General features: G+C 31.3%; 10 protein-coding genes. All 10 read left to right on the top strand.

From position 1 onward, the window contains the following. The first annotated feature begins 142 nt into the window (after positions 1–142). The 10 genes from BW731_RS03825 to scrK all read left to right on the top strand — a co-directional run bounded on the left by BW731_RS03825 (position 143) and on the right by scrK (position 20,759). Positions 143–4,816, top strand: coding sequence for a SpaA isopeptide-forming pilin-related protein (locus tag BW731_RS03825; protein ID WP_079345873.1), 4,674 nt, complete (start codon positions 143–145; stop codon positions 4,814–4,816). Between the two features lie 70 nt (positions 4,817–4,886). Further along, positions 4,887–6,704 (top strand): SpaH/EbpB family LPXTG-anchored major pilin, encoded by a 1,818-nt coding sequence (locus BW731_RS03820; protein ID WP_079345871.1) that lies wholly within the window; start codon positions 4,887–4,889, stop codon positions 6,702–6,704. A 218-nt stretch (positions 6,705–6,922) separates the two neighbouring features. Beyond that, on the top strand, positions 6,923–10,825 hold the full coding sequence (locus tag BW731_RS03815) for a SpaA isopeptide-forming pilin-related protein (RefSeq protein ID WP_079345869.1): 3,903 nt from the start codon (positions 6,923–6,925) through the stop codon (positions 10,823–10,825). A 340-nt stretch (positions 10,826–11,165) separates the two neighbouring features. Then, positions 11,166–12,008, top strand: coding sequence for a class C sortase (locus BW731_RS03810; RefSeq protein WP_079345867.1), 843 nt, complete (start codon positions 11,166–11,168; stop codon positions 12,006–12,008). Further along, on the top strand, positions 12,005–12,694 hold the full coding sequence (locus BW731_RS03805) for a class C sortase (protein ID WP_079345865.1): 690 nt from the start codon (positions 12,005–12,007) through the stop codon (positions 12,692–12,694). Before BW731_RS03810 ends, BW731_RS03805 begins: the two co-directional genes overlap by 4 nt. A 134-nt stretch (positions 12,695–12,828) precedes the next feature. Beyond that, on the top strand, positions 12,829–15,846 hold the full coding sequence (locus tag BW731_RS03800) for a histidine kinase (RefSeq protein WP_158080155.1): 3,018 nt from the start codon (positions 12,829–12,831) through the stop codon (positions 15,844–15,846). Between the two features lie 16 nt (positions 15,847–15,862). Next, positions 15,863–16,930: a response regulator gene (locus BW731_RS03795; protein ID WP_079345861.1), complete on the top strand. Its 1,068-nt coding sequence runs from the start codon at positions 15,863–15,865 to the stop codon at positions 16,928–16,930. 193 nt (positions 16,931–17,123) lie between these two features. Further along, positions 17,124–18,401 carry an MFS transporter gene (locus BW731_RS03790; protein WP_079345859.1) on the top strand — a complete coding sequence of 426 codons (1,278 nt, stop codon included), beginning with the start codon at positions 17,124–17,126 and terminating at the stop codon, positions 18,399–18,401. A 42-nt stretch (positions 18,402–18,443) separates the two neighbouring features. Continuing rightward, positions 18,444–19,874, top strand: a complete 1,431-nt coding sequence (locus BW731_RS03785) for a glycoside hydrolase family 32 protein (RefSeq protein WP_079345857.1) — start codon at positions 18,444–18,446, stop codon at positions 19,872–19,874. Positions 19,875–19,886: 12 nt separating this feature from the next. Next, positions 19,887–20,759 (top strand): fructokinase ScrK, encoded by an 873-nt coding sequence (scrK, locus tag BW731_RS03780; RefSeq protein ID WP_079345855.1) that lies wholly within the window; start codon positions 19,887–19,889, stop codon positions 20,757–20,759. The last annotated feature ends 30 nt before the right edge of the window (positions 20,760–20,789 follow it).

Here is a 20,789-nt window from a genome sequence, read left to right as displayed (position 1 = left end):
ATAAAGGATAAAATTTTATGAAGAATCTAACATGTTTTATTTATATCAATATCAATATAAAAAGTAATCGAACGAATTGTTCAGTCGAAGTTCATTGGCTGATTGATATAATGCATTATATAGAAAAATAAGGAGTAGAGATATGGAAAAGAAAGTAACTATAACGATTTTATTGTTATTTATACTAACTCAGTTTGTTTCTCCTGTACAAGGAATTATCTCAATGGCATCTGAAGAGAATTCAAGTTTTTTTACAGTTAATACTGAAGAAATAAATAAAGATAAAGCAAGTTTTAAAATAAAAATCGATAAACAAGTTGAGTATGATTCTTTTGATATAAACATCCCAAAAGATTCAAATTATAACCAAGAAGAGCTTTTTAAAGAATTTGAAACAGATGATATATCATTTGATATAAAAGAAAATAAATTGACTTTTAAAAAAACAAAAGTGTCTCAATTTTCTTTAGAACTATCTAATTTGGAACAAAAAAAAAATAAATTAACTTTTACTTCATATAAGGGTAATAAGAAAATTGATAAATATACGCATGATTTTGAATTAGATAAAGAAATTAAAAGTAGCACTGTATCAGATACGTCCATTGATACTAGCTCGATGATATTAAGTGAGTCTTCATCACCAAGTTTTATAGAAGAGTCATCAGCAATGATTCCTGAAGAAATTACTATAGAAGAAAATATGAATGAAGTCGATACATCTGAGAGTATAGATTCCTTTAGTCTAGTACCAAGTTTAGAAACTAATAAAATAGCACCAAGAGCTGCTATTTCAAATCGTGCCGCACCGACAGCCCCAAATTTGCAAAGAGATATTAAAATAGTACCAATATCGAAAACTGTAGATGCAGGTAATGATGCTCTTTTTAAAATGATTTTAAAAGTGACTGGTTCACAAGTCGAATATAAGAATGTGAAGTTAAACATACAGTTACCAACTTATGATAAAACAAATTTTACACAAGCATTATCAGAGTTGAAAATTGCCGGGGTAACACCAACATATAATAAAAACCAAAAGAGATTAGAATATACATTTGCCACATTAAAGTCTGGTCAAACGTATGAAAATGTAATTAAAGTTGGAACAACAAATGGCGAAATTCCAAATAATAGAGACATTACAGTAAAAGCTTCTATGGTATTTCCTAAAGAGTATAGCAAACATGATCAAGAAAATTCAGGGATAGTAACCATTAAAGCAAGTGGGGAAATAACTGTTGAAAAAGAATCTACTAGAATAACTGATGCAAATGAACGACTTGCAATTGCTACACCAAATGGATTTGTACAATGGCGTGTAAAAGTAGTTGTTCCTAAAAAAAATACAGGTCAATTATATTTAAAACCTGGTAGTAACATAGTAGTAAAAGATATTTTACCTAGTGGACTGACATACTTGGGCAATAAGTTAGTTACTGGAACACCAAAAGCGGCTCAAAACGGACAAACTTTGACTTGGACGTTTAAAGCACCAACTATAGCCGAACAAAAAAATGCGAAGAATAATTTATACGAACAAACATTAGTTTTCTGGACCAGAATTAATAACAATAATAATTTAGTTGGAAAAACACTTACTAATAATGTTAGAACAGGAAATGCATTTGTAGGTATGGATTTTAAAGAACCTAGTTCAACTGCAAAATCTAGTTTAAAAGTATTCGCGAACAATGCAAATAGTGGGGAAATTTCTGGGAATGTGATTGTTCCTATCCATATTGGACCACTTAATGGAAGTGCGAATATAGGGAATGTTGACAATAAAAACCCTAATCCAATAGTGAAAAACACTGGCAAACTGCGTTTTGCGCACCAAGTTGCACCTGGATATTATAACAAAAATCATAATTTAGATGAGTTGGAAGTCATCTATAATATTGATAATAATTTGTTTTTAGAAAGTCTAAAGCTTCCAGAGAGTGACCAATGGAAAATGGGAAGAACTGTGGCAGAGTCACAAAAAGATATTCCTTTACCTGTACCTGTAAAGTATGATATCCAGTTAACGTTTTTTAGAAACGGTACTAAACTAACTAGGACAATCAAGGCACCGAAAGAAGGAGAAACATATAGTTTAACTGATTTAGGATTACAGTCTACTGATCGGGTGAAGGAAGTTAGGTATATCTTTAATAAAGTAATACCTAAGGGAATAATGACGAATGCATTATTTTTATATGATTTTACTATTAAGCCAAACTATACAGGAAATGTAAAAAATACTTTCAATATGGTTGGTAAATCAACTTATAATCCAAGTTTACAAGGTAATTATAGTAACGGAGTACAGTATCCATTTAATTATCGTAAGCAATTTAAAGAACTATATGAAGGAAAAACAGATTTGTCAGGTGATAGGACCGCACGTATAATCGCTTCAAATAATAACGGGACACCAACAACGAGGATTTCTATAGAATTAAAAAATCATAATAGTGGAGTTGTACAAAAAGGTGGGAATAGAGTTTTAATAAAATTAATTAATATGAATAGTTCTGATACTACTTTAAATAGTAAATTAGAATCGGTTATTCTATTGCCACCAAATGTTAAGTTGGGAGCTAATCCAAACGCTTCATATACAAAACAATCGGGTGTTTCTACTGATGCTAAAGGCAGTTACACTGTTTTAAATAACAATTATAACAATAGTGGAAGACAACTTATCAAAGTAGTTTGGAATGAAAATTATATTCGACCGTCAGAACAATTAGAAGCTGAATTGAATGTGACAATTGGAAAATCAGCACCCACAGATTTGTATTTTGATGTTTATGGCTTTTCAGGTAATAATAATCTGAAAGTGCCAACGGGCGAAGCAAATAACATAAGAAAAACAATTAAACAAGATGATACTGATGATTTAAATAAAGATGGTAATAAGTCACGGCCGCGTATTAAATCTGGAAATAGATATACGTTAATAGGTGAATATGACTTAAAAACAGAAAAATTTGTAAAAGGACCTAGTGATACAGCATGGAAGAAATTAACTAAAACAACCCCTGGTGGAAAAGTTGACTATAAGTTACACCTTGATAATGTTTCAGGGAAAGATTTATCAAGTATGACACTGATTGATGTTTTACCATCTGGTGGAGATTTAGGGATAACAGATAACATTTCTAGAGGTAGTCAATTTACTCCTAGACTAACAGGACCTATAAAACTACCTGAAGCTTGGAAAGGGAAAGTGAATGTATTTTATAGTACTTCAAAAAAACCTAAACGAGATGATTTAATTAGACATACAGATTACGCTCCAGGAACTACTAAATTAGGGAATCCATCAGGAGCAGAAAATCCAAATTGGCAAACACAAGCAAATGTTAAAAATTGGTCTGATATTCACTCATTTAAAATAGAACTATTACCAGGTAACACTTGGATTAAAGGCCAAAAGATTGATATAACTTTTAACATGACAACTCCAACAGTAGCACAGGCATCAAACAAAGCAATTTTTGATCCTAAAGTAAATAAGGAAGAAAGAGCAGCTTGGAATTCATTCGCAGTTGCCACAGATAAGGGGCAACCTGTGGAACCAGAGCGTGTTGGTGTGTATATGGATGAACATATAGGAAGTTTAACCATCAATAAGGTTGATGCAGACAACAATAAAGTTTTATCAGGAGCCAAATTTGAATTAAAGAAATCGGATGGAACACTTACTTACTCGCTAACAACAAATGATAAGGGAGTTGCCACTTTAGATAAAATACCTTTAGGTAAATATGAATTAAAAGAAGTAAAAGCACCATCTGGATATGAGTTACTAGATAAATCTGTGGATGTGATGATTACAAATAGTAACTATAAAATAACGAAAACTATAAAAAATAGTAAACAAAAGGGTAGTATAACGATTAAAAAAGTTGATTCAAAGGATAACAAAATATTACCGGGTGCGAAATTTGAAATAAAAAAAGAGAATGGCACATTAGTTGATACCATTACAACTAATAATCAAGGGATAGCTAAATTAGGAAACTTAGATTTAGGTAAATATACCATTAAAGAAGTTACTTCTCCTACTGGTTATGAATTATCTAAAGAAGCTATACCATTTGAAATAACTGGAAATAATTTAGTTATTGAAAAAACAGTTAAAAATGATCGTCAAAAAGGGAATTTGGTAATCAAAAAAGTTGATTCTGATACTAATAAAACGTTAGAAAATGCTGAGTTTCAAATAATTGATTCAACTGGAAAAATTATTAATACAGTTAAAACTGATAATACTGGCGTTGTAAAAGTTGATAATCTTGATTTTGGCACATACACCATTAAAGAAATAAAAGCTCCTTATGGTTATCAGTTGTTGGATACTCCAATTAGTTTTGAGATAAGTGCAACGCAACTTTCTATAGAGAAAACGATTAAAAATAGTAAAAAACATGATGGTGATTTAATCATCAAAAAACTAGATGGCAAAACAGGTAAAGTTTTACCTAATGCTGAATTTGAGATAGTGAGTGAAGATGGTAAAACAAAACATACGATAAAATCAAATAAGGATGGAATCGCTGAGTTAAAGAATTTACCATTTGGAAAATATGCAGTAAAAGAAATAACGGCACCTGATGGTTATGCGTTATTACAAAAATCATTATTCTTTGAAGTGAATGATAAGAATACTTTAGTAGAATTAACGATTAAAAACTTCGAAAAAGCTCCACCATTACCATCAACTGGAGGTATAGGAACACTAATTTTCTATGCGATAGGTGGCAGTATTATGTTAGGTGGCGGATGGATGCTATTAACATCTAAACGTCGCGAATCTAAATAAATTTGTTATAAAAAAGAGAAAGGGCCTTGTCCCTTTCTCCTTTATAAAAAATAAAAAAAGGAGAGTAACTATGAATTTAGTTAAAAGTAAGTTAGTAACATTATTTTTAATGTTATTTTTAGTATTACCTACACTTTTATCAGGTGTAGTGGCTGTTAATGCAGCAACAGTTAAAGGTTCACCAGAGAATCCTTCTTTAACGATTCTAAAAAAAGAACAAGAACCAGGGACAAAACCTGGTGAAGAAGGGACTGGATTACCAGGACAAAATGCTGAGGGAACACCAGTAAAAGATGTAACTTTTACACTTAAAAAGACACATCATTTTGATCCAACGACAGATACATGGACAGAAGTATCTGGAGATGATGCAGTTGAAATTACGGCAGTAACAAATGAAGAAGGTTTAGCTGTATTCAATAAAGATAATGGATTAGAGTTAGGTCGTTACGAAGTTCGTGAAACAGCTGGACCAGATCATGTTATCTTGAATAAAGAAGCATTTACAGTTGATGTACCAATGACATCTAAAGATGGAAAAGATTTAAACTATGATGTTCATGTGTATCCAAAGAATGAAACAGTTCGTGGAGATGTTGAATTAATTAAAAAAGACGACACAGGAACATTATTAACAGGTGTTGTGTTTAACTTATTTAATGCTGATGGTACAAAAGCAAAAGATTCAGAAGGTAAAGAATTTCCGGATTTAACAACAAAAACTGATGGAAAAGTTGCAGTAAGTGGATTAGCTGCGGGTAAATATTTCTTCCGAGAAGTTTCAACATTACCAGGTTTAGCAATTAATTTAAGTAAATTAGAATTTGAAGTTAAAAAAGATGCTGAAGGACAAAAAGTTGTTGTTGAATGGACAGAAGATGACAAATACTTATCTGCAAAAGATAATAAAGCAGAACTAATTAACTACAAAAAACCAGAAATTAAAAAAGATGTTGAAGATAAAGAGCATCATGATGTAGACCGTGAAGCTGAATACAAATATAACTTAACGATTAAAACACCAAATGATATTGATAAATATGCTTTATTAGGTGTAACAGATACATTAGATGATCGTTTAGAATATACAGGTAACTGGGAAGTTACTGGGACAACAAAAGATAACATCGAATTTACACAAGAAGGTCAAACATTAGTTTGGGAAGTAAAAGACTTATCTAAATTAACACCAGGTCAAGATGTTAAAGTAACTTTTACATCAAAAATCAAAAAAGATGCTGTATTAAAACCAGAAGAAATGGCAACAGGTATTCCGAATAAGGCTAAACTTGATTTTGATAACAATAAAGGATCATACACTAAACCAAAAAATCCAAATGATCCAAACTTACCACCAACAACACCAGAAGAACCACCCGTAACACCACCCGTAACAGTTCGTCCAAAAGACGGTGGACTTAAAGTGTTAAAAGTTGATAAAAATAATCATGCTTTATTCTTAGAAGGAGCAGAATTTAAATTAACAACTGATAAAGAAGGAAAAAATGTTGTTGATGCAACAGAAACATCAATTCGAGTTAATGGTGAAGAGTTTACAGGTAAACTTGAAGACATTGCAACTGATAAAGAAGGACAAATCAGCATCACAGGATTAACACCTGGAACATATTACCTACATGAAACAAAAGCACCAACTTATCAAGCAGAAGAAGGTGTAGAAAAACCATATCGTCTATTAACAAAACCATTAGAGGTAGTAGTTCAAGATACAGTTAATGATAAAGAAGTAACAGTAGAAAACTCAAAATCAGGTTGGGACTTACCAACAACTGGTGGAATGGGTACATTACTATTCACATTAGGTGGTTTAAGCTTTATGTTTATGGCATTTGTATTAATTTTCAAACGCGATAAAAAAGCTGCTTAAATAAAATTAATAAGAAGAGCTCTGATCAGTAGGTTAGAGCTCTTCATTTTAAATTATAAATGAACATAAAATGAATAATGAGGTAATCGGAAAAAGAGAATATCTAGTTTTCTATGCATTTTTGTATTTATGAAATCGTTTTTTATTAAAAATGAATTTATTAAATTTTTATATAAAAATTGATTGTAATTAAATATTAAATAAAAGGAGATTTTTTTGTGAGTAAAAATTTAAGAGTATTTATGACAGTAATTATTTTATTAACACAGTTTGTATATCCAGTTCAAACAATTTATGCTGTAGATAAAAATAATGATTTTTCTATACAAGAAGTAGATGTAGGCAATGGGCTATTCAATTTAGTTTTGGAAAACAGGGTAGATTATGATGAAGTTAAGGTAGAAATACCCAAAGAAGGAAATTATGATTTATTTGGAATGAAATATCAAATAGAAAATCATACTACTTTGATTATTGAAAAAAAAGATATCACTAATAGTATTATACCTATTCAATTAATAAATATTAAAGATAATGAAAGTTTATTATCATTTAATGTGTACAAAGATAATGTATTAGTGGGTGGTGCAAAGTATGAATTTAAACAACAAGTTAATGTTAAGCAGTTAAATGAAAGAATGCTAGAAAGAGAGCAAGACGATCAGTCAATATATGATAATAGTAATAATGTAACAAGCGCTCCTGACTTACAGAGATTTTTATCAGTTATACCAGTATTTGACACAGTCGAATCAGGAAATGATGCTTTGTATAAAATTATTTTGAAGACAACAGGATCGCAGGTTAATTATACAAATGTTCGAATGGTGATTAAATTACCTAATAACAAATGGACAAGATTTCAACAAAATCTTGATGAATTAGCCATAGCTAATATTGTTCCACTATATGATGAGGAAAATAATCAACTAGTGTATGATTTTGATGAGTTAAAATCAGGACAAACTTATGAAATAGTCGTGAAGGTAGGTACTACTAATGGTTATATGAAAAATAATGATCAAATAAATCTTCAAGCAAATCTTACTTTTTTAGATAATGATATTCTTGATTTATCAAAAGAAGGTAGTATTATTGTGAAAGCATCAAATGCCACAACTATTACCAAAGAAGTGGTTGAACAAAAATTGAATGGAAAACCTTCTATTGCTATGCCGGGTGTTGATATCACATGGAAAATCAAAGTAAGTATACCTTATAAAAAAACGGGGCAGATGTTTTTAAAAGAAGGAGACAAAATAGTTGTTCAAGATATTTTGCCAAGTGGATTAGAGTTTAACAAAGCTTTAATTGGTGGTAAAGAGCTAAAGACTAATATATCAAAAAACAAACTAACTTGGAATTTTGATGTACCAAGTTTCGAAGAACAAAAATCAAGTAAAGATAGTTTGTTTCAAACAGAAATTCTTGTCTATACTAAGATAGAAAAAAATGACAAATTAGTCGGAAAAGAGCTGGAAAATAAAGCAAGTTTAGATACTCTATTTATTGATGAAAAACCTTTAGATCCAAAACCAGAAACATCATCGTCAATTACTGTATATAAATCAATGGGTGATACAGCTAATACTGAAGGAGCTATAATAGTTCCAGCTCACTATGGACCTTTGAATAGTAAAGGTGGATATGCTACAAATAATGAACTAAATCCGAATATAACAGTAGATGATAGTGCCTATTTAGGATTTCGACATGGAGTTCGAGCGACTGTTTATGGGGCAAGACAAGATTTAAACAAATTAGATATTATTTACACTATAGATAAACATTTATATTTAGATAAATTAATATTACCTAGTGACAATACATGGTTTTTAGGACGAACAAAGGAAGATGGACTATTAGAATTACCTTTAGCTAAAAACCCTACATATAAGGTAGTATTGTCATACGTAAGAAATGGAAAAATGGATACTATTACTTTAAAAAATCTTAAAACAAATGTGGAACTTAGTTTGGAAGATTTAGGATTAAAAAAAGGAGACAGAGTAGCAGAAGTAAAATATGTATTTGATAGTCCCGTCCCAATGGGGTTTGCAAATAAACAAATGAGTCGATACCTTTTTACTGTAGAACCAGGTTATGTTGGAGAAGTGAAAAATGAATTTAATATGATTGGAGAATCGTCATACAATCATAAAACTCAGCCTCCTTCGTATAGTACAAGTAATAATATTAAATTCAATCACAAATTTGATGCTCCGGAAGGAGCTAAAGCACCTGCTGCAGATAGGACGGCCCAGATAGTAAAAAATAAAAGTGGAGAATCACCAATTGCTAATATATCGATAGAATTAGACAAACAAGAGAATGGAATAGTAGATGTTGGAACAAATAGAATGAAAATTATATACTCAAGCCCATCTGCATCTACTAGCTCGATTTCAGAAAAATTAGAATCAGTTGTTTTACTCCCGCCAGGAGTAAGGATTTCAGAAAAACAAAATGATAAGTATTTTGATAACTCAGGTGAATCTATTCCAGGAATGTTCAAGATAATTGATAAAAATTATAATAATACGAATCGACAGTTAGTTAAATTTGAATGGAACGAAAAATATATTAGACCTTCTCAACAACTCTCAGCAGAAGTAGATATAGATATTAGTTCTAAAGCTCCAAATTCATTATATTTTGATGTGTACGGCTTTTCAGGCAATAAAAAACTAGATGTTCCAAAAGTTAATAATAGTTCGGTGACAGATACTATTTTACAAACAGATATAGATGATTTAAACAAAGATGGGAAAAAAGATAGTCCTCGAATTAAGTCAAGTAATGTGTATCATATGATTAATATGTATGATTTACAAACAGAAAAGTATATAAAAAATAATACTTCAGGTTGGTCTAAATTTATAGAAGCAAAACCGTCAGAAGTGATTGATTATAGATTATATCTAACCAATTCAACAGGAAAAGACATTTCAAGTATGACATTAATTGATGTACTACCTTTTAATGGAGATCTTGGATTGACAGATAATATATCAAGAGGTAGTCAATTTAGACCTACATTAGTCGGACCAGTTACTTTGCCAACAGAATGGAAGAATAAAGTATCTGTTTATTATAGTGAAGAATCACAGCCAACCAGAGATGAACTGTATAGATATACGACTGATAAAGATAAATTACCAATGGTGGGTAACTTACCAGAATTCAAACCTGCTAAATGGTTGGGAGAATCAGCAGTCTCAGATTGGTCAAAAATTTCTTCTATAAAAATAGAATTAGTTCCTGGTACAAATTGGATACCTGGAGTCGATATGGATATTATCTATCAAATGAAAATGCCCTCTGTTGATCAGATAACAAACAAAAAAATTCTAGACAAAACAACGAACCCTATTGAGCGAGCAGCTTGGAATTCATTTGCAGTAGCAACAGATCAAGGTCAACCAGTAGAACCACATCAAGTAGGTGTGTATATGAATGAGGACATTGGAAACTTAACTATCAATAAAATTGATAGTGAAACTAAAAAAACATTATCAGGTGCAGAATTTAAAATTAGTAATGAAGATGGTTCATTCGTTAAAACAATTGTATCTGATGATAAAGGAATAGCTAAATTAGAAGATATCCCTTTAGGAAAATATACAATCAAAGAAACAAAAGCTCCAGATGGATATAATTTATCAAGTGATACTTTTGAATTTGAGGTAACTAATGATAAATATCAACACGAATTTACAATAGAAAATCAAAAAATAAAAGGTAAATTAACGATTAAAAAGGTTGACTCTGTAACAGGTAAAGCATTGTCAGGTGCAGTATTTGAAGTGAAAAATAGTAAAGATGAGATTATCACAACTTTAACTACTGATGATAAAGGGTTAGCAGATATTTCTGACTTATTAGATGATAAGTATACAATCACTGAAGTAAAAGCTCCAGAAGGATATAATATTCTACAAAAACCAATAGAATTTGAGATTACATCAAAAAATTCAGATATAATACTAACTGTAAAAAATACAAAAACTGGTTGGGAGTTACCAGAAACAGGTGGAAGTGGTATATTACTTTCAAGTGTAATCGGCTTGATGTTTATATCAGTAGGCTTGTCGTTTATAAGAGTTAGAAAAATTAAATAATAGAAATAAGTTTGAAGCGACCCCTCACTGTTATATTTTTTTGTCTAACAGTGAGGGGTCGCTTCAATGATAATACTGACCTAAAATTTTTTAATTCTTATTGGAGTTATCATTATGGTTTAGAAGCAACAATTAAAAATTTAGTATTACCTTATTCAATAGGGCCTATACACAAAATTATGTCAATATATGTTCATTAGAAGTTCATTGATTAATTGTTACAATAAAAATAGTTAGTACAAATTTGGTATTATGTGTATATTTTTATGATAAAAAAACAGTGACATAAAAATTCTAATCTTTTAGGGGTTAGGATTCTTTTAATGTATAAGGAGAAAAAATGAAAAGAAATACAATTATTACTTTTTTCTTATTAATCGGAATGGCAATTTTTTCTTATCCTTTCGTAGCTAATATGGTATCTACTACAGGACATGTCCAAAAGGTAAAAGGGTATGAAGAAATGATGGAAAAATTAGATAACAAGCAAAAAGAAGCAGCTGAAGAACGTGCCAGAATTCATAACGAGGAAATCAAAAAAGAAGAGCAGATATTTGTTGACCCGTTTGAAAATGGAACGGAATCAGCTGGGAGTAAAAGTTATTATGATGCTCTAAACCTAGGTGAAGTTATTGCGGTATTAAAAATTCCTAAACTTGATTTAGAGTTGCCAATCTATCATGGTTCAAACGAAAAAGTTCTGAGTAAAGGTGTTGGACATTTAGAAAACTCTGCTTTACCAATTGGAGGAATAGGAACGCATTCAGTATTGACAGCACATAGAGGGCTACCCACGGCAAAATTATTTAGGCATTTAGACAAGTTAGAAAATGGCGATGTATTTTTTGTTGAAGTGCTAGGAGAAACACATGCTTATGAGGTGTTTAAAGATAAGATTGTTTTACCAAATGAAACAGAATGGTTAACACAAGATGAAGATCAAGAATTAGTGACTTTATTAACGTGTGAACCTTATATGATTAACACGCATCGTTTGTTAGTAACTGGAAAACGTATTCCTTACGATGAAACAGCAAAAGTGCTACATAAAGAAGCGTCAAACGGATTGAAAAAATTATATATCTATACAGGAATAGGATTGAGCTTATTCTTATTATTAATAATGTACTTGATTTATCGTTATAAAAAGAACTCGAACAAAAGAAAACGAGGTAAAAAATGAAAAAAAAACGTTGGATTTTGATTTTGCTTTTTCTTTTTATTGGAGTAGGACTACTCACTTTTCCTAAAACTGTCAGAGTTTATTATGATTTAAAAAATAAACGAAGTTACGAGACATATAAAAATCAAGTGGCGCATATGAAAACTGATGAGGCAAAGGAAAAAACAGAAAAAATTAGGCACTGTTATGATGAAAATATAAAAGATGGCGAAGGAATTACCGATCCATTCAATTCAAATAAAGAAAGTGTCGATAAAATGGCATCTTGTCTTGATATGGAAAAAAATGATATTTTCTCAATGTTAGAAATACCTAAGTTAGGTTTAATTGTTCCTATTTTTCTAAATTCAAGTAATGAAGCTTTGAATAATGGGGTTGGATTAGTTGAAGGATCTTCACTACCAGTTGGAGGTGAAAGTACACATTCTGTATTGGCTGGACATCGTGGATTATGGACACAAGAGATGTTACGCCATGCAGATAAATTGAAAAGTGGGGATGTTTTTTATATCCATACATTAGAAGAAACATTAACCTATGAAATTTTTGCCCAAACAATTATTTACCCATACGATACTGATATCTTAGAAATAGAAAAAGGAAAAGACTTAGCAACATTGATTACGTGTCATCCTTTTCCGACCGATTTACAACGTCTGTTAATTCGAGGAGAAAGAGTGAAATAAATGGCCTATTTCTATAAAATCGTCAATTTTTTTAACAATAAACCAACATTTTACATACAATAGTTCAGTTTTTTTTCAGTAAATAATGATAAAATTGAAAGGGAAACATAAAAAGGGTAAATGAGATGATTATTATGGGTAAAAAGTCATATCGTGTTTGGGTGTACTTTATTTTAGCAATTTTTGTATCTCTTTCATTATTTGGCCGTAGTTTTTGGGAAAACCAGTTCGGAAGTATACCAATAAAAGGCGATAAAGGAGTTGTTGCATTTGATAATAATGAATTAGACGATAAAATTTATTCACTAAATGGTGAATGGTCTTTTTACCCTAATGAATTATTAACATTAAATAATATTGATGATTATCATAGCCAGATTATATCTGTGCCAGGTGATTGGAAAACACAATTTAAGAAAAAAAGTAAAATTGGCTATGGTACATATCATTTGAAATTATATCTTCCAAAGCATGAGAGACGTTTTGCCATACATTTGGTCAGTATACATAGCGCTAGTAAAATTTATGTTGATAATAAATTACTGTATGAAGCCGGTGTAGTAGGGACATCTGGTAAACTAAGCGAACCAAAGAATACACCGAAAACACTTTTATTTAACAAATTAGAAGGAAAAGAAGTTGTTGATATCATTATACAAGTATCTAATTTTACGGATACTCGTTCCGGCGGTATTGTTAGGGAAATTTTATTTGGTGATTCAAACGTGTTAATTAATCAAATGAACATTTCTAATAGTTTAGAGCTAATAACTTTGTCAATTCTAATGTTAACTGTGATTTTATTATTAGGTCTGTATGCATTTGTTCATAGAAAACCTGAAGTATTAAATGTTGTTATAATTTTAGTTAATTTTTCACTATTATTCATGATAGGTTTAGGGGAAAAATTATTACATCATTGGATAGATATCCCATACCAAATTAATACGAGGCTAGTTAATGTAACTATTATTATAATATCTTTGCTATTTATAAAGCTAGTTATAGAAAACTTCTCAACAAGATATAAGAAGTTTTTAAAATATATAATTAAAATTGAAGTGATGTGTTTAATAGGATGTATTTTTTTACCGATAGAAATCATCCAAAGTACATCCATTCTTTTTATATTATTTTTGATTTTATCATTAAGTATAACGTTTATCGCAGCTAATAGAAAGCTAGAGAAAAGTGTGCCGTCTCAAGTGTTTTTCCTAATATCATTAGGTAGTTTGATGATGCATCTTTCTTCATGGCTCTGTTCTTTTATTACAGGAGCGGTTTATATTTATTATCCTTTTGATTTGTTAATATCAGTCTTTTGTTTGATGATTACTTGGCTGAAACATTATCAAGGTGTTTATATTCAAATGGAAGATATGAATACTAATTTAATCTATGCGATGGAATCTAAAAATAGTTTTCTATCACGAGTTGCCATTAAACTAAGAAAGCCAATTAAAGAAATAGATAACTTAATCAGTACGATTATGTTACAAACTCAAAATACAACAGACGCTGTATTTAGAGAAGACCTGGCTATGTTAGAAGAAGCGAATCAAGACATTTTGGTATTGGTGAATAATATGGTTGAGTTATCAAATAGTGAGTTCTCTTTAAAAAATGATTTTGTTGAACCATTATCGATAACAAAGAAAATTAATTACTGTACGAGTATCGTGACAAAAAATGAGTTCTATCAAGATGTAACAGTTGTGATGGATATTGATTATTCAACAGATGTAGTTTATGGGAATGTGAGACATTTCGTGCAATTAATTTTCCAAGTATTGTTTATTGCCAAACGAATTATTCCGTTAGGGACGTTAACTTTTTACACTGAAATGAATGAAAAGGAACAAATCGTTTTAAACGTTAAATTCACAGAATGTTTTGTTTCAAAAAATCAAATTCATATTATGAATATGTCACTACATGAATTAATGGAAGATGACACGCTATTCGAAAGTATGTATGGTGTTGAGATGAGCTTGTTGCATTCGATGACAAGACTTCAAGGTGGTAGTTTAGCAGTTGAACAAATAACTAATGGTATTAACATGAAGTTTACCTTTGATAAAGCACCAGAACTAGATGTCTATGCTGAGGAACGCTTTGAAGTTATAACATTAGATGAAAACTTAGTTCAAGATAAGAAAAGAACCATATTAGTAGTGAGTAGTGATGTTAAACAGCTACTTGCAATACGCACAATGTTAGAAAATAGAGAGACACTAGTTATTGTAACAAACTATACGACAGACGCATTAGGCTATATAAAAAAATATAATATTGACCTCGTCATAGCAGATACTATTTTAGAAAATGAAACGGGATTTTCGTTTGTTGGGGACATTCGAAAAAGCCATACGATCATTCAATTACCAATCCTTTTGGTAGTATCTACGAATAAATATAAAGTTGAATTAAATGAAGTTTATCGTTCAGGAGCAAATGATTATATAGAAAAACCAATTGATGCTGTCGAGTTATCTGCGAGAGTCAAAATATTAATTGGGATGAAGCAAAATATAGAACAAGCGATTCATTTTGAAGCATCATGGCTCCAAGCACAAATAGAGCCGCATTTTTTATTTAATACGTTGAACACAATCATTAGTTTATCAAGTGAAGATGAAGACAAAATGGAAGAAGTCTTTGATGCATTTATGACTCTATTACATAGTAAATATCACTATGATAATGAAGGCATGATTACTTTGGAGGAGGAAATACGACTCGTTAAATCGTATTTATTAATCGAAGAAACTCGGTATGGAGATAAACTAAAAATAAATTGGCAAGTAGATGGCACACTTGACTTGAAGAAAGTTGAAATTATTCCATTATCAATCCAACCGATTGTTGAAAATGCTATTAAACATGGTATTTTACCACAAAGAGGAAATGGAACGTTGACTATTTGTATTTCGCGAGTAACTGATTCGCAAGTAAAAGTAGTCATTAAAGATGATGGGAATGGTACGGATAAAACCATGTCGGACTTTCTACATATGAGGTATCAAAAATTGCCAGTTGGTATTGGTTTAACTAATACGTATTACCGATTTAAGAAAATCATGGGAGAAGAATTGATTTTTGAGTCAACAGTTGGAAAAGGAACCAATGTATCATTTTATTTAGATTATTAGTAGAGGGGATATTTGTATGCGTACAATGATTGTCGATGATGAAATACCTGCACTAAAACTACTTGAGAAACATGTAAATGCCCAAGAAGGATTAACCTTGATTTACACAACAACTATTGGGGAAGAAGTTGTTGAAAAAGTTAAAGAATTGGACATAGAATTATTATTACTGGATATCAATATAGGAAACGTGTTAGGAATTGAATTAGCCGAAGAAATTAATCGAATTAATCCCACAGTCAACATTGTTTTTGTCACAGCTTATTCAGAATATGCTGTGACGGCATTTGAGGTAAATGCCATAGACTACTTACTAAAACCAGTGACTAAAAATCGCTTTGCAAAAATGATTAAAAAAGTCGGATCTAGAAAAGAAGAAAAAGTAGAACAACAACGACCGCTTATTTTTGATATCTTTTCAGAAGGCCAGATATTTAAAAATCAACATACACTACTAGAACTTAGAACTAAAAAAGCATTAGAACTGCTCTTTATATTATGGCACTTCTCAGATGGAGGCTTAAATAAAGAACAATTAGTAGAGTACTTATGGCCAGACCAAGTAAAAGAGTCAAGTACGATGATGCTGCACACAACGATTTATCAAATTCGCCAAGTGTTTAAAAAGAATAAGTTACAAAACCCAATTATATATAAACAAGGTAGATACATTTTAACTTATCCTGTTGAAACACCATTAAATAAATTAAAAGGACTTCTCAAAGAACCTATAACGCTGCACAATATTATGAAAGTTCTTGATATCTATAAGGAACGCTATTTTGCAATGAGTGATTATTTATGGGCAGAAGAGTATAGTCAACATTTTCATCAAATAGTATTGGAATATTTAATGAAAGCTATTAAGCAGAATTGTGTCGACCAATCTATCATGACAAGAATCCTTTATAAATTTAAAGAAGATTTGTTATTAGAAGAGGATTACGTAGAGATTGTTTATTATTATTATCAACAGAACAACCAACATATTCGAGCAATGGAATTTCTAAAGGAAACAGATGAGTATTGGAGAAATGAGTTGGATATTCCATATTCCCATTTTATTGACCGATTAACATCTTAATAAGTGTTTAAAAAGAAGCTGTTGTAGGCTTCTTTTTTGTTTTACAAAAAATTCATAAAACAATTTATGTTATCCGGTTGACATGAAAGCGGATTTCATTTATACTTTGAAACATAGAAAGCGCTTTTCAAAATAAAAATGTTAACCGGTTGTCATGGGCCGGGAGAATATACTATAATTGGGGGAAACCAATATGTTAAAATTCAAAGAATCATTTAAAAATCCATCTTATTTACAAAGTTCACTGACCTTATTACTATTTTTTGCATCATGGGGTGTATGGTGGTCATTCTTCCAGCTCTGGCTGACTTCTGAATCTAATGGTTTGGGATTAAGTGGTAGCGCTGTCGGAACGATATTTTCAGCCAATTCACTCGTCACATTGATATTTATGTTTATCTATGGAACATTGCAAGATAAATTATATATCAAACGAACATTGCTAATTTTTTCAGCAGTTATTGCCTCACTCGTTGGACCATTCTTTATCTGGGTGTACGCACCATTATTAGAAAATAATTTCAATTTAGGTATTATTGTTGGAGCAGTGGTATTATCAGCCGGATTCTTATCATCGGTTGGTATTTTTGAAGCAGTAACAGAACGTTTTAGCCGTTTGTTTGATTTTGAATATGGTCAAGCCAGAGCATGGGGTTCATTTGGATATGCTATTGTGGCATTACTTGCCGGATTCCTTTTTGTACAAAATCCAAACTTAAACTTCTGGGCTGGTTCATTCTTTGGAGTATTATTATTACTAAATTTATTACTTTGGAAACCAAAAGCTGAAAGAGTAGCAAATAAAGAATTTGAAGACAAACAAGCTGAATCAAGTAGTGTTCCTTCATTAAAAGAAATGTTTGGTTTATTAAAATTACCACAATTATGGGCCATTATTATTTTTATCGTTTTTTCTTGGACTTTTTATAATGTATTTGATCAACAAATGTTTCCAGGGTTTTATACTAGTTTATTTTCAACTTCAGCTGCTGGGGAAAAAATGTATGGAACATTAAATGCTGTTCAAGTATTCTGTGAAGCTATTATGTTGGGAGTTGTCCCAATCATCATGAGAAAAATTGGTGTCAGAAATACATTATTATGTGGTGTGACAATTATGTGTATTCGTATTGGATTATGTGGTTTTACAACATCTCCAATTGCTGTTTCTTGTATTAAAATGTTACATGCTTTAGAAGTACCAATGTTTATTTTACCAATGTTCCGCTACTTCACCTTACATTTTGATACTAAGTTATCTGCCACACTTTATATGATTGGCTTCCAAATTGCCGCACAAGTTGGACAAGTTATCCTATCTACACCACTTGGTATTTTAAGAGATGCAGTTGGTTATCAATCAACATTTAGAATTATTTCATTTATTGTTCTTATCGCAGGTGTGTATGCTTTCTTCATTATTAAAAAGGATGATCAAGATGTGCAAGGAGATCCATTTGTTAGAGCTTAATATAAAAATAATTATAAAATAAAAGAAAGTAGGAGATTTATTATGACAAAACAAAAACCAATCGAATTAACTAACTCACGTTACCGCTTAGGATATCATGTTGCTGCACCATCTGGTTGGATTAATGATCCAAATGGCTTTTGCTACTTTGATGGATACTATCATGTGTTTTACCAACATTACCCATATAGTACTGAATGGGGTCCGATGCATTGGGGACATGCAAGAAGTAAAAATTTAGTCCATTGGGAAAGTCTACCAATTGCTTTAACACCTGGTGATAAAGAAGATGAGGATGGCTGTTTCTCAGGTAGTGCAATCGAAAAAGATGGCGTATTATACTTATTCTATACTGGACATCATTATTATGGTGATGGAGATAAAGAACATTTTTGGCAAAATCAAAATATGGCTTACAGTACAGATGGTATTCACTTTACAAAATATGAAAACAATCCTATCATTGCTAAAGAACCTGGAGATAATACACATCACTTTAGAGATCCTAAAGTTTGGGAAAAAGATGGCGTTTATTACATGATTTTAGGTAGTCAAGGTGAAGATGGATTAGGTAGAGCCATTGTTTATTCATCTAAAGATTTATTAGATTGGGAATATGAAGGACCTATTTCTAAAGCAAATGGATTAAAAACAGAAGGCTTTATGTGGGAATGCCCAGACTTTTTCAATCTTGATGGAAAAGACATCTTATTATTATCACCACAAGGGATAGATGCTCAAGGGAAAGATTACTTAAATCTATTCCAAACAGGTTATTTTATTGGTGATTATGACTATAAAACAGCAACATTTACACGCGGAGAGTTCCATGAATTGGATAAAGGACATGATTTTTATGCGACACAAACAACATTAGCACCAGATGGTAGAAGAATTGTGATCGCTTGGATGGATATGTGGGAAAGCCCAATGCCTGAGCAAGAAGATGGCTGGGCAGGAGTTTTAACGATTCCACGTGAATTGAGATTAAAAAATGATCATCTTTATATGACACCTGTAAAAGAATTAGAAGGCTTAAGAATAAAAGAAGTTTCAAATGATTCTGCAGTTGTTTCTAAAGAATTATTAGTAGCAGAAGATGCATCATCTAGTGAAGTGCTAGTAGATATTCCTCTTACAGGAACTAATCAAGAAGAAGTAAGCTTTTCATTAAAAACATCTAATGAAGAATTAGTTTTATTAACCTATTCTAAAGCAACGAATGAGTTTATTTTAAAACGTAGTGACAAAGATGACTTAAGATATGGTACAATTCAACCATGTGATAAGCTGTCATTACGAGTGTTTATTGATACAAGTTCGATTGAAATCTTCATTAATGAAGGGGAGCTTGTGTTTACTGAACGTTTCTATACAGAAGAAAAAACAGATGTTTATGTGACGGTTAGTGAAGAAGAAACTATCTCTTATACAGTTTATCAACTAGATAACAATGCAGTTTCTTATAACTAAGGAGGTTTTATTGTGTTAATTGGTAGTATTGAAGCAGGTGGAACAAAATTTGTCTGTGCAGTAGGTGATGAAGATTACCGAGTAAAAGATCAGATAACGTTCCCGACAACGACACCAGAAGAAACATTAAAACAGGCGGTGGAGTATTTTAAACAGTTTGATATTGAGGCTCTTGGAGTAGCATCTTTTGGACCAATTGAAATCAGAAAACATTCACCTAAATCTGGTTATATTACAACCACACCAAAACCAGGTTGGAAAAATGTTGATGTTCTAGGTTATTTACAGAAAGAATTAGATGTGCCAATGTCTTGGACAACAGATGTCAATGGTTCAGCATATGGTGAATATATTATGTCGACTTTATCAAATGAAAAAATTAATTCGTTGGTTTATTACACTGTCGGAACGGGTGTTGGTGGTGGTGCAGTGATTAATGGTGAACTTCTAGGTGAAGCAGGACATCCAGAGATGGGGCATACATTTGTAAAACGTCATCCGGATGATTTAGAGTTTAAAGGTATCTGCCCATATCATGGTGACTGTTTAGAAGGATTAGTTTCTGGCCCGACATTTGAAGCCCGTCTTGGTCAAAAAGGTGAAACAGTACCATTGACTGATCCAGTGTGGGATATTATGGCTTACTATCTAGCACAAGCAGTGATTCAAACAACCTTGATTATTCGCCCAGATAAAATCGTATTTGGCGGAAGTGTGGCAAATGAAACATTACTTGAAAAAGTTCGTCAAAATGTGGCTGAACTCTTAAATGATTATGTTGAATTACCACCTCTAGACAAATACATCACTCGACCATTAATTAAAAATAATGGCTCAGCAACATTGGGTAACTTTGCTTTAGGATTAAACCAATTACAAGAATAATACTAGTAAAAAGGCTTTTATAATGAATTG

It is taken from the genome of Vagococcus martis (assembly GCF_002026305.1).
Classification (GTDB): domain Bacteria; phylum Bacillota; class Bacilli; order Lactobacillales; family Vagococcaceae; genus Vagococcus; species Vagococcus martis.
Note: the sequence above shows the minus strand (reverse complement) of the source record. Positions and strands in the feature narration are given on the sequence as shown.

Bases quoted from the DNA above. Each gene is read 5' to 3' on its own strand.
- BW731_RS03820 (WP_079345871.1), top strand. From the start codon at position 4,887: ATGAATTTAGTTAAAAGTAAGTTAGTAACATTATTTTTAATGTTATTT.
- BW731_RS03785 (WP_079345857.1), top strand. From the start codon at position 18,444: ATGACAAAACAAAAACCAATCGAATTAACTAACTCACGTTACCGCTTA.
- BW731_RS03795 (WP_079345861.1), top strand. From the start codon at position 15,863: ATGCGTACAATGATTGTCGATGATGAAATACCTGCACTAAAACTACTT.
- BW731_RS03825 (WP_079345873.1), top strand. From the start codon at position 143: ATGGAAAAGAAAGTAACTATAACGATTTTATTGTTATTTATACTAACT.
- BW731_RS03800 (WP_158080155.1), top strand. From the start codon at position 12,829: ATGGGTAAAAAGTCATATCGTGTTTGGGTGTACTTTATTTTAGCAATT.
- BW731_RS03805 (WP_079345865.1), top strand. From the start codon at position 12,005: ATGAAAAAAAAACGTTGGATTTTGATTTTGCTTTTTCTTTTTATTGGA.
- BW731_RS03790 (WP_079345859.1), top strand. From the start codon at position 17,124: ATGTTAAAATTCAAAGAATCATTTAAAAATCCATCTTATTTACAAAGT.
- BW731_RS03810 (WP_079345867.1), top strand. From the start codon at position 11,166: ATGAAAAGAAATACAATTATTACTTTTTTCTTATTAATCGGAATGGCA.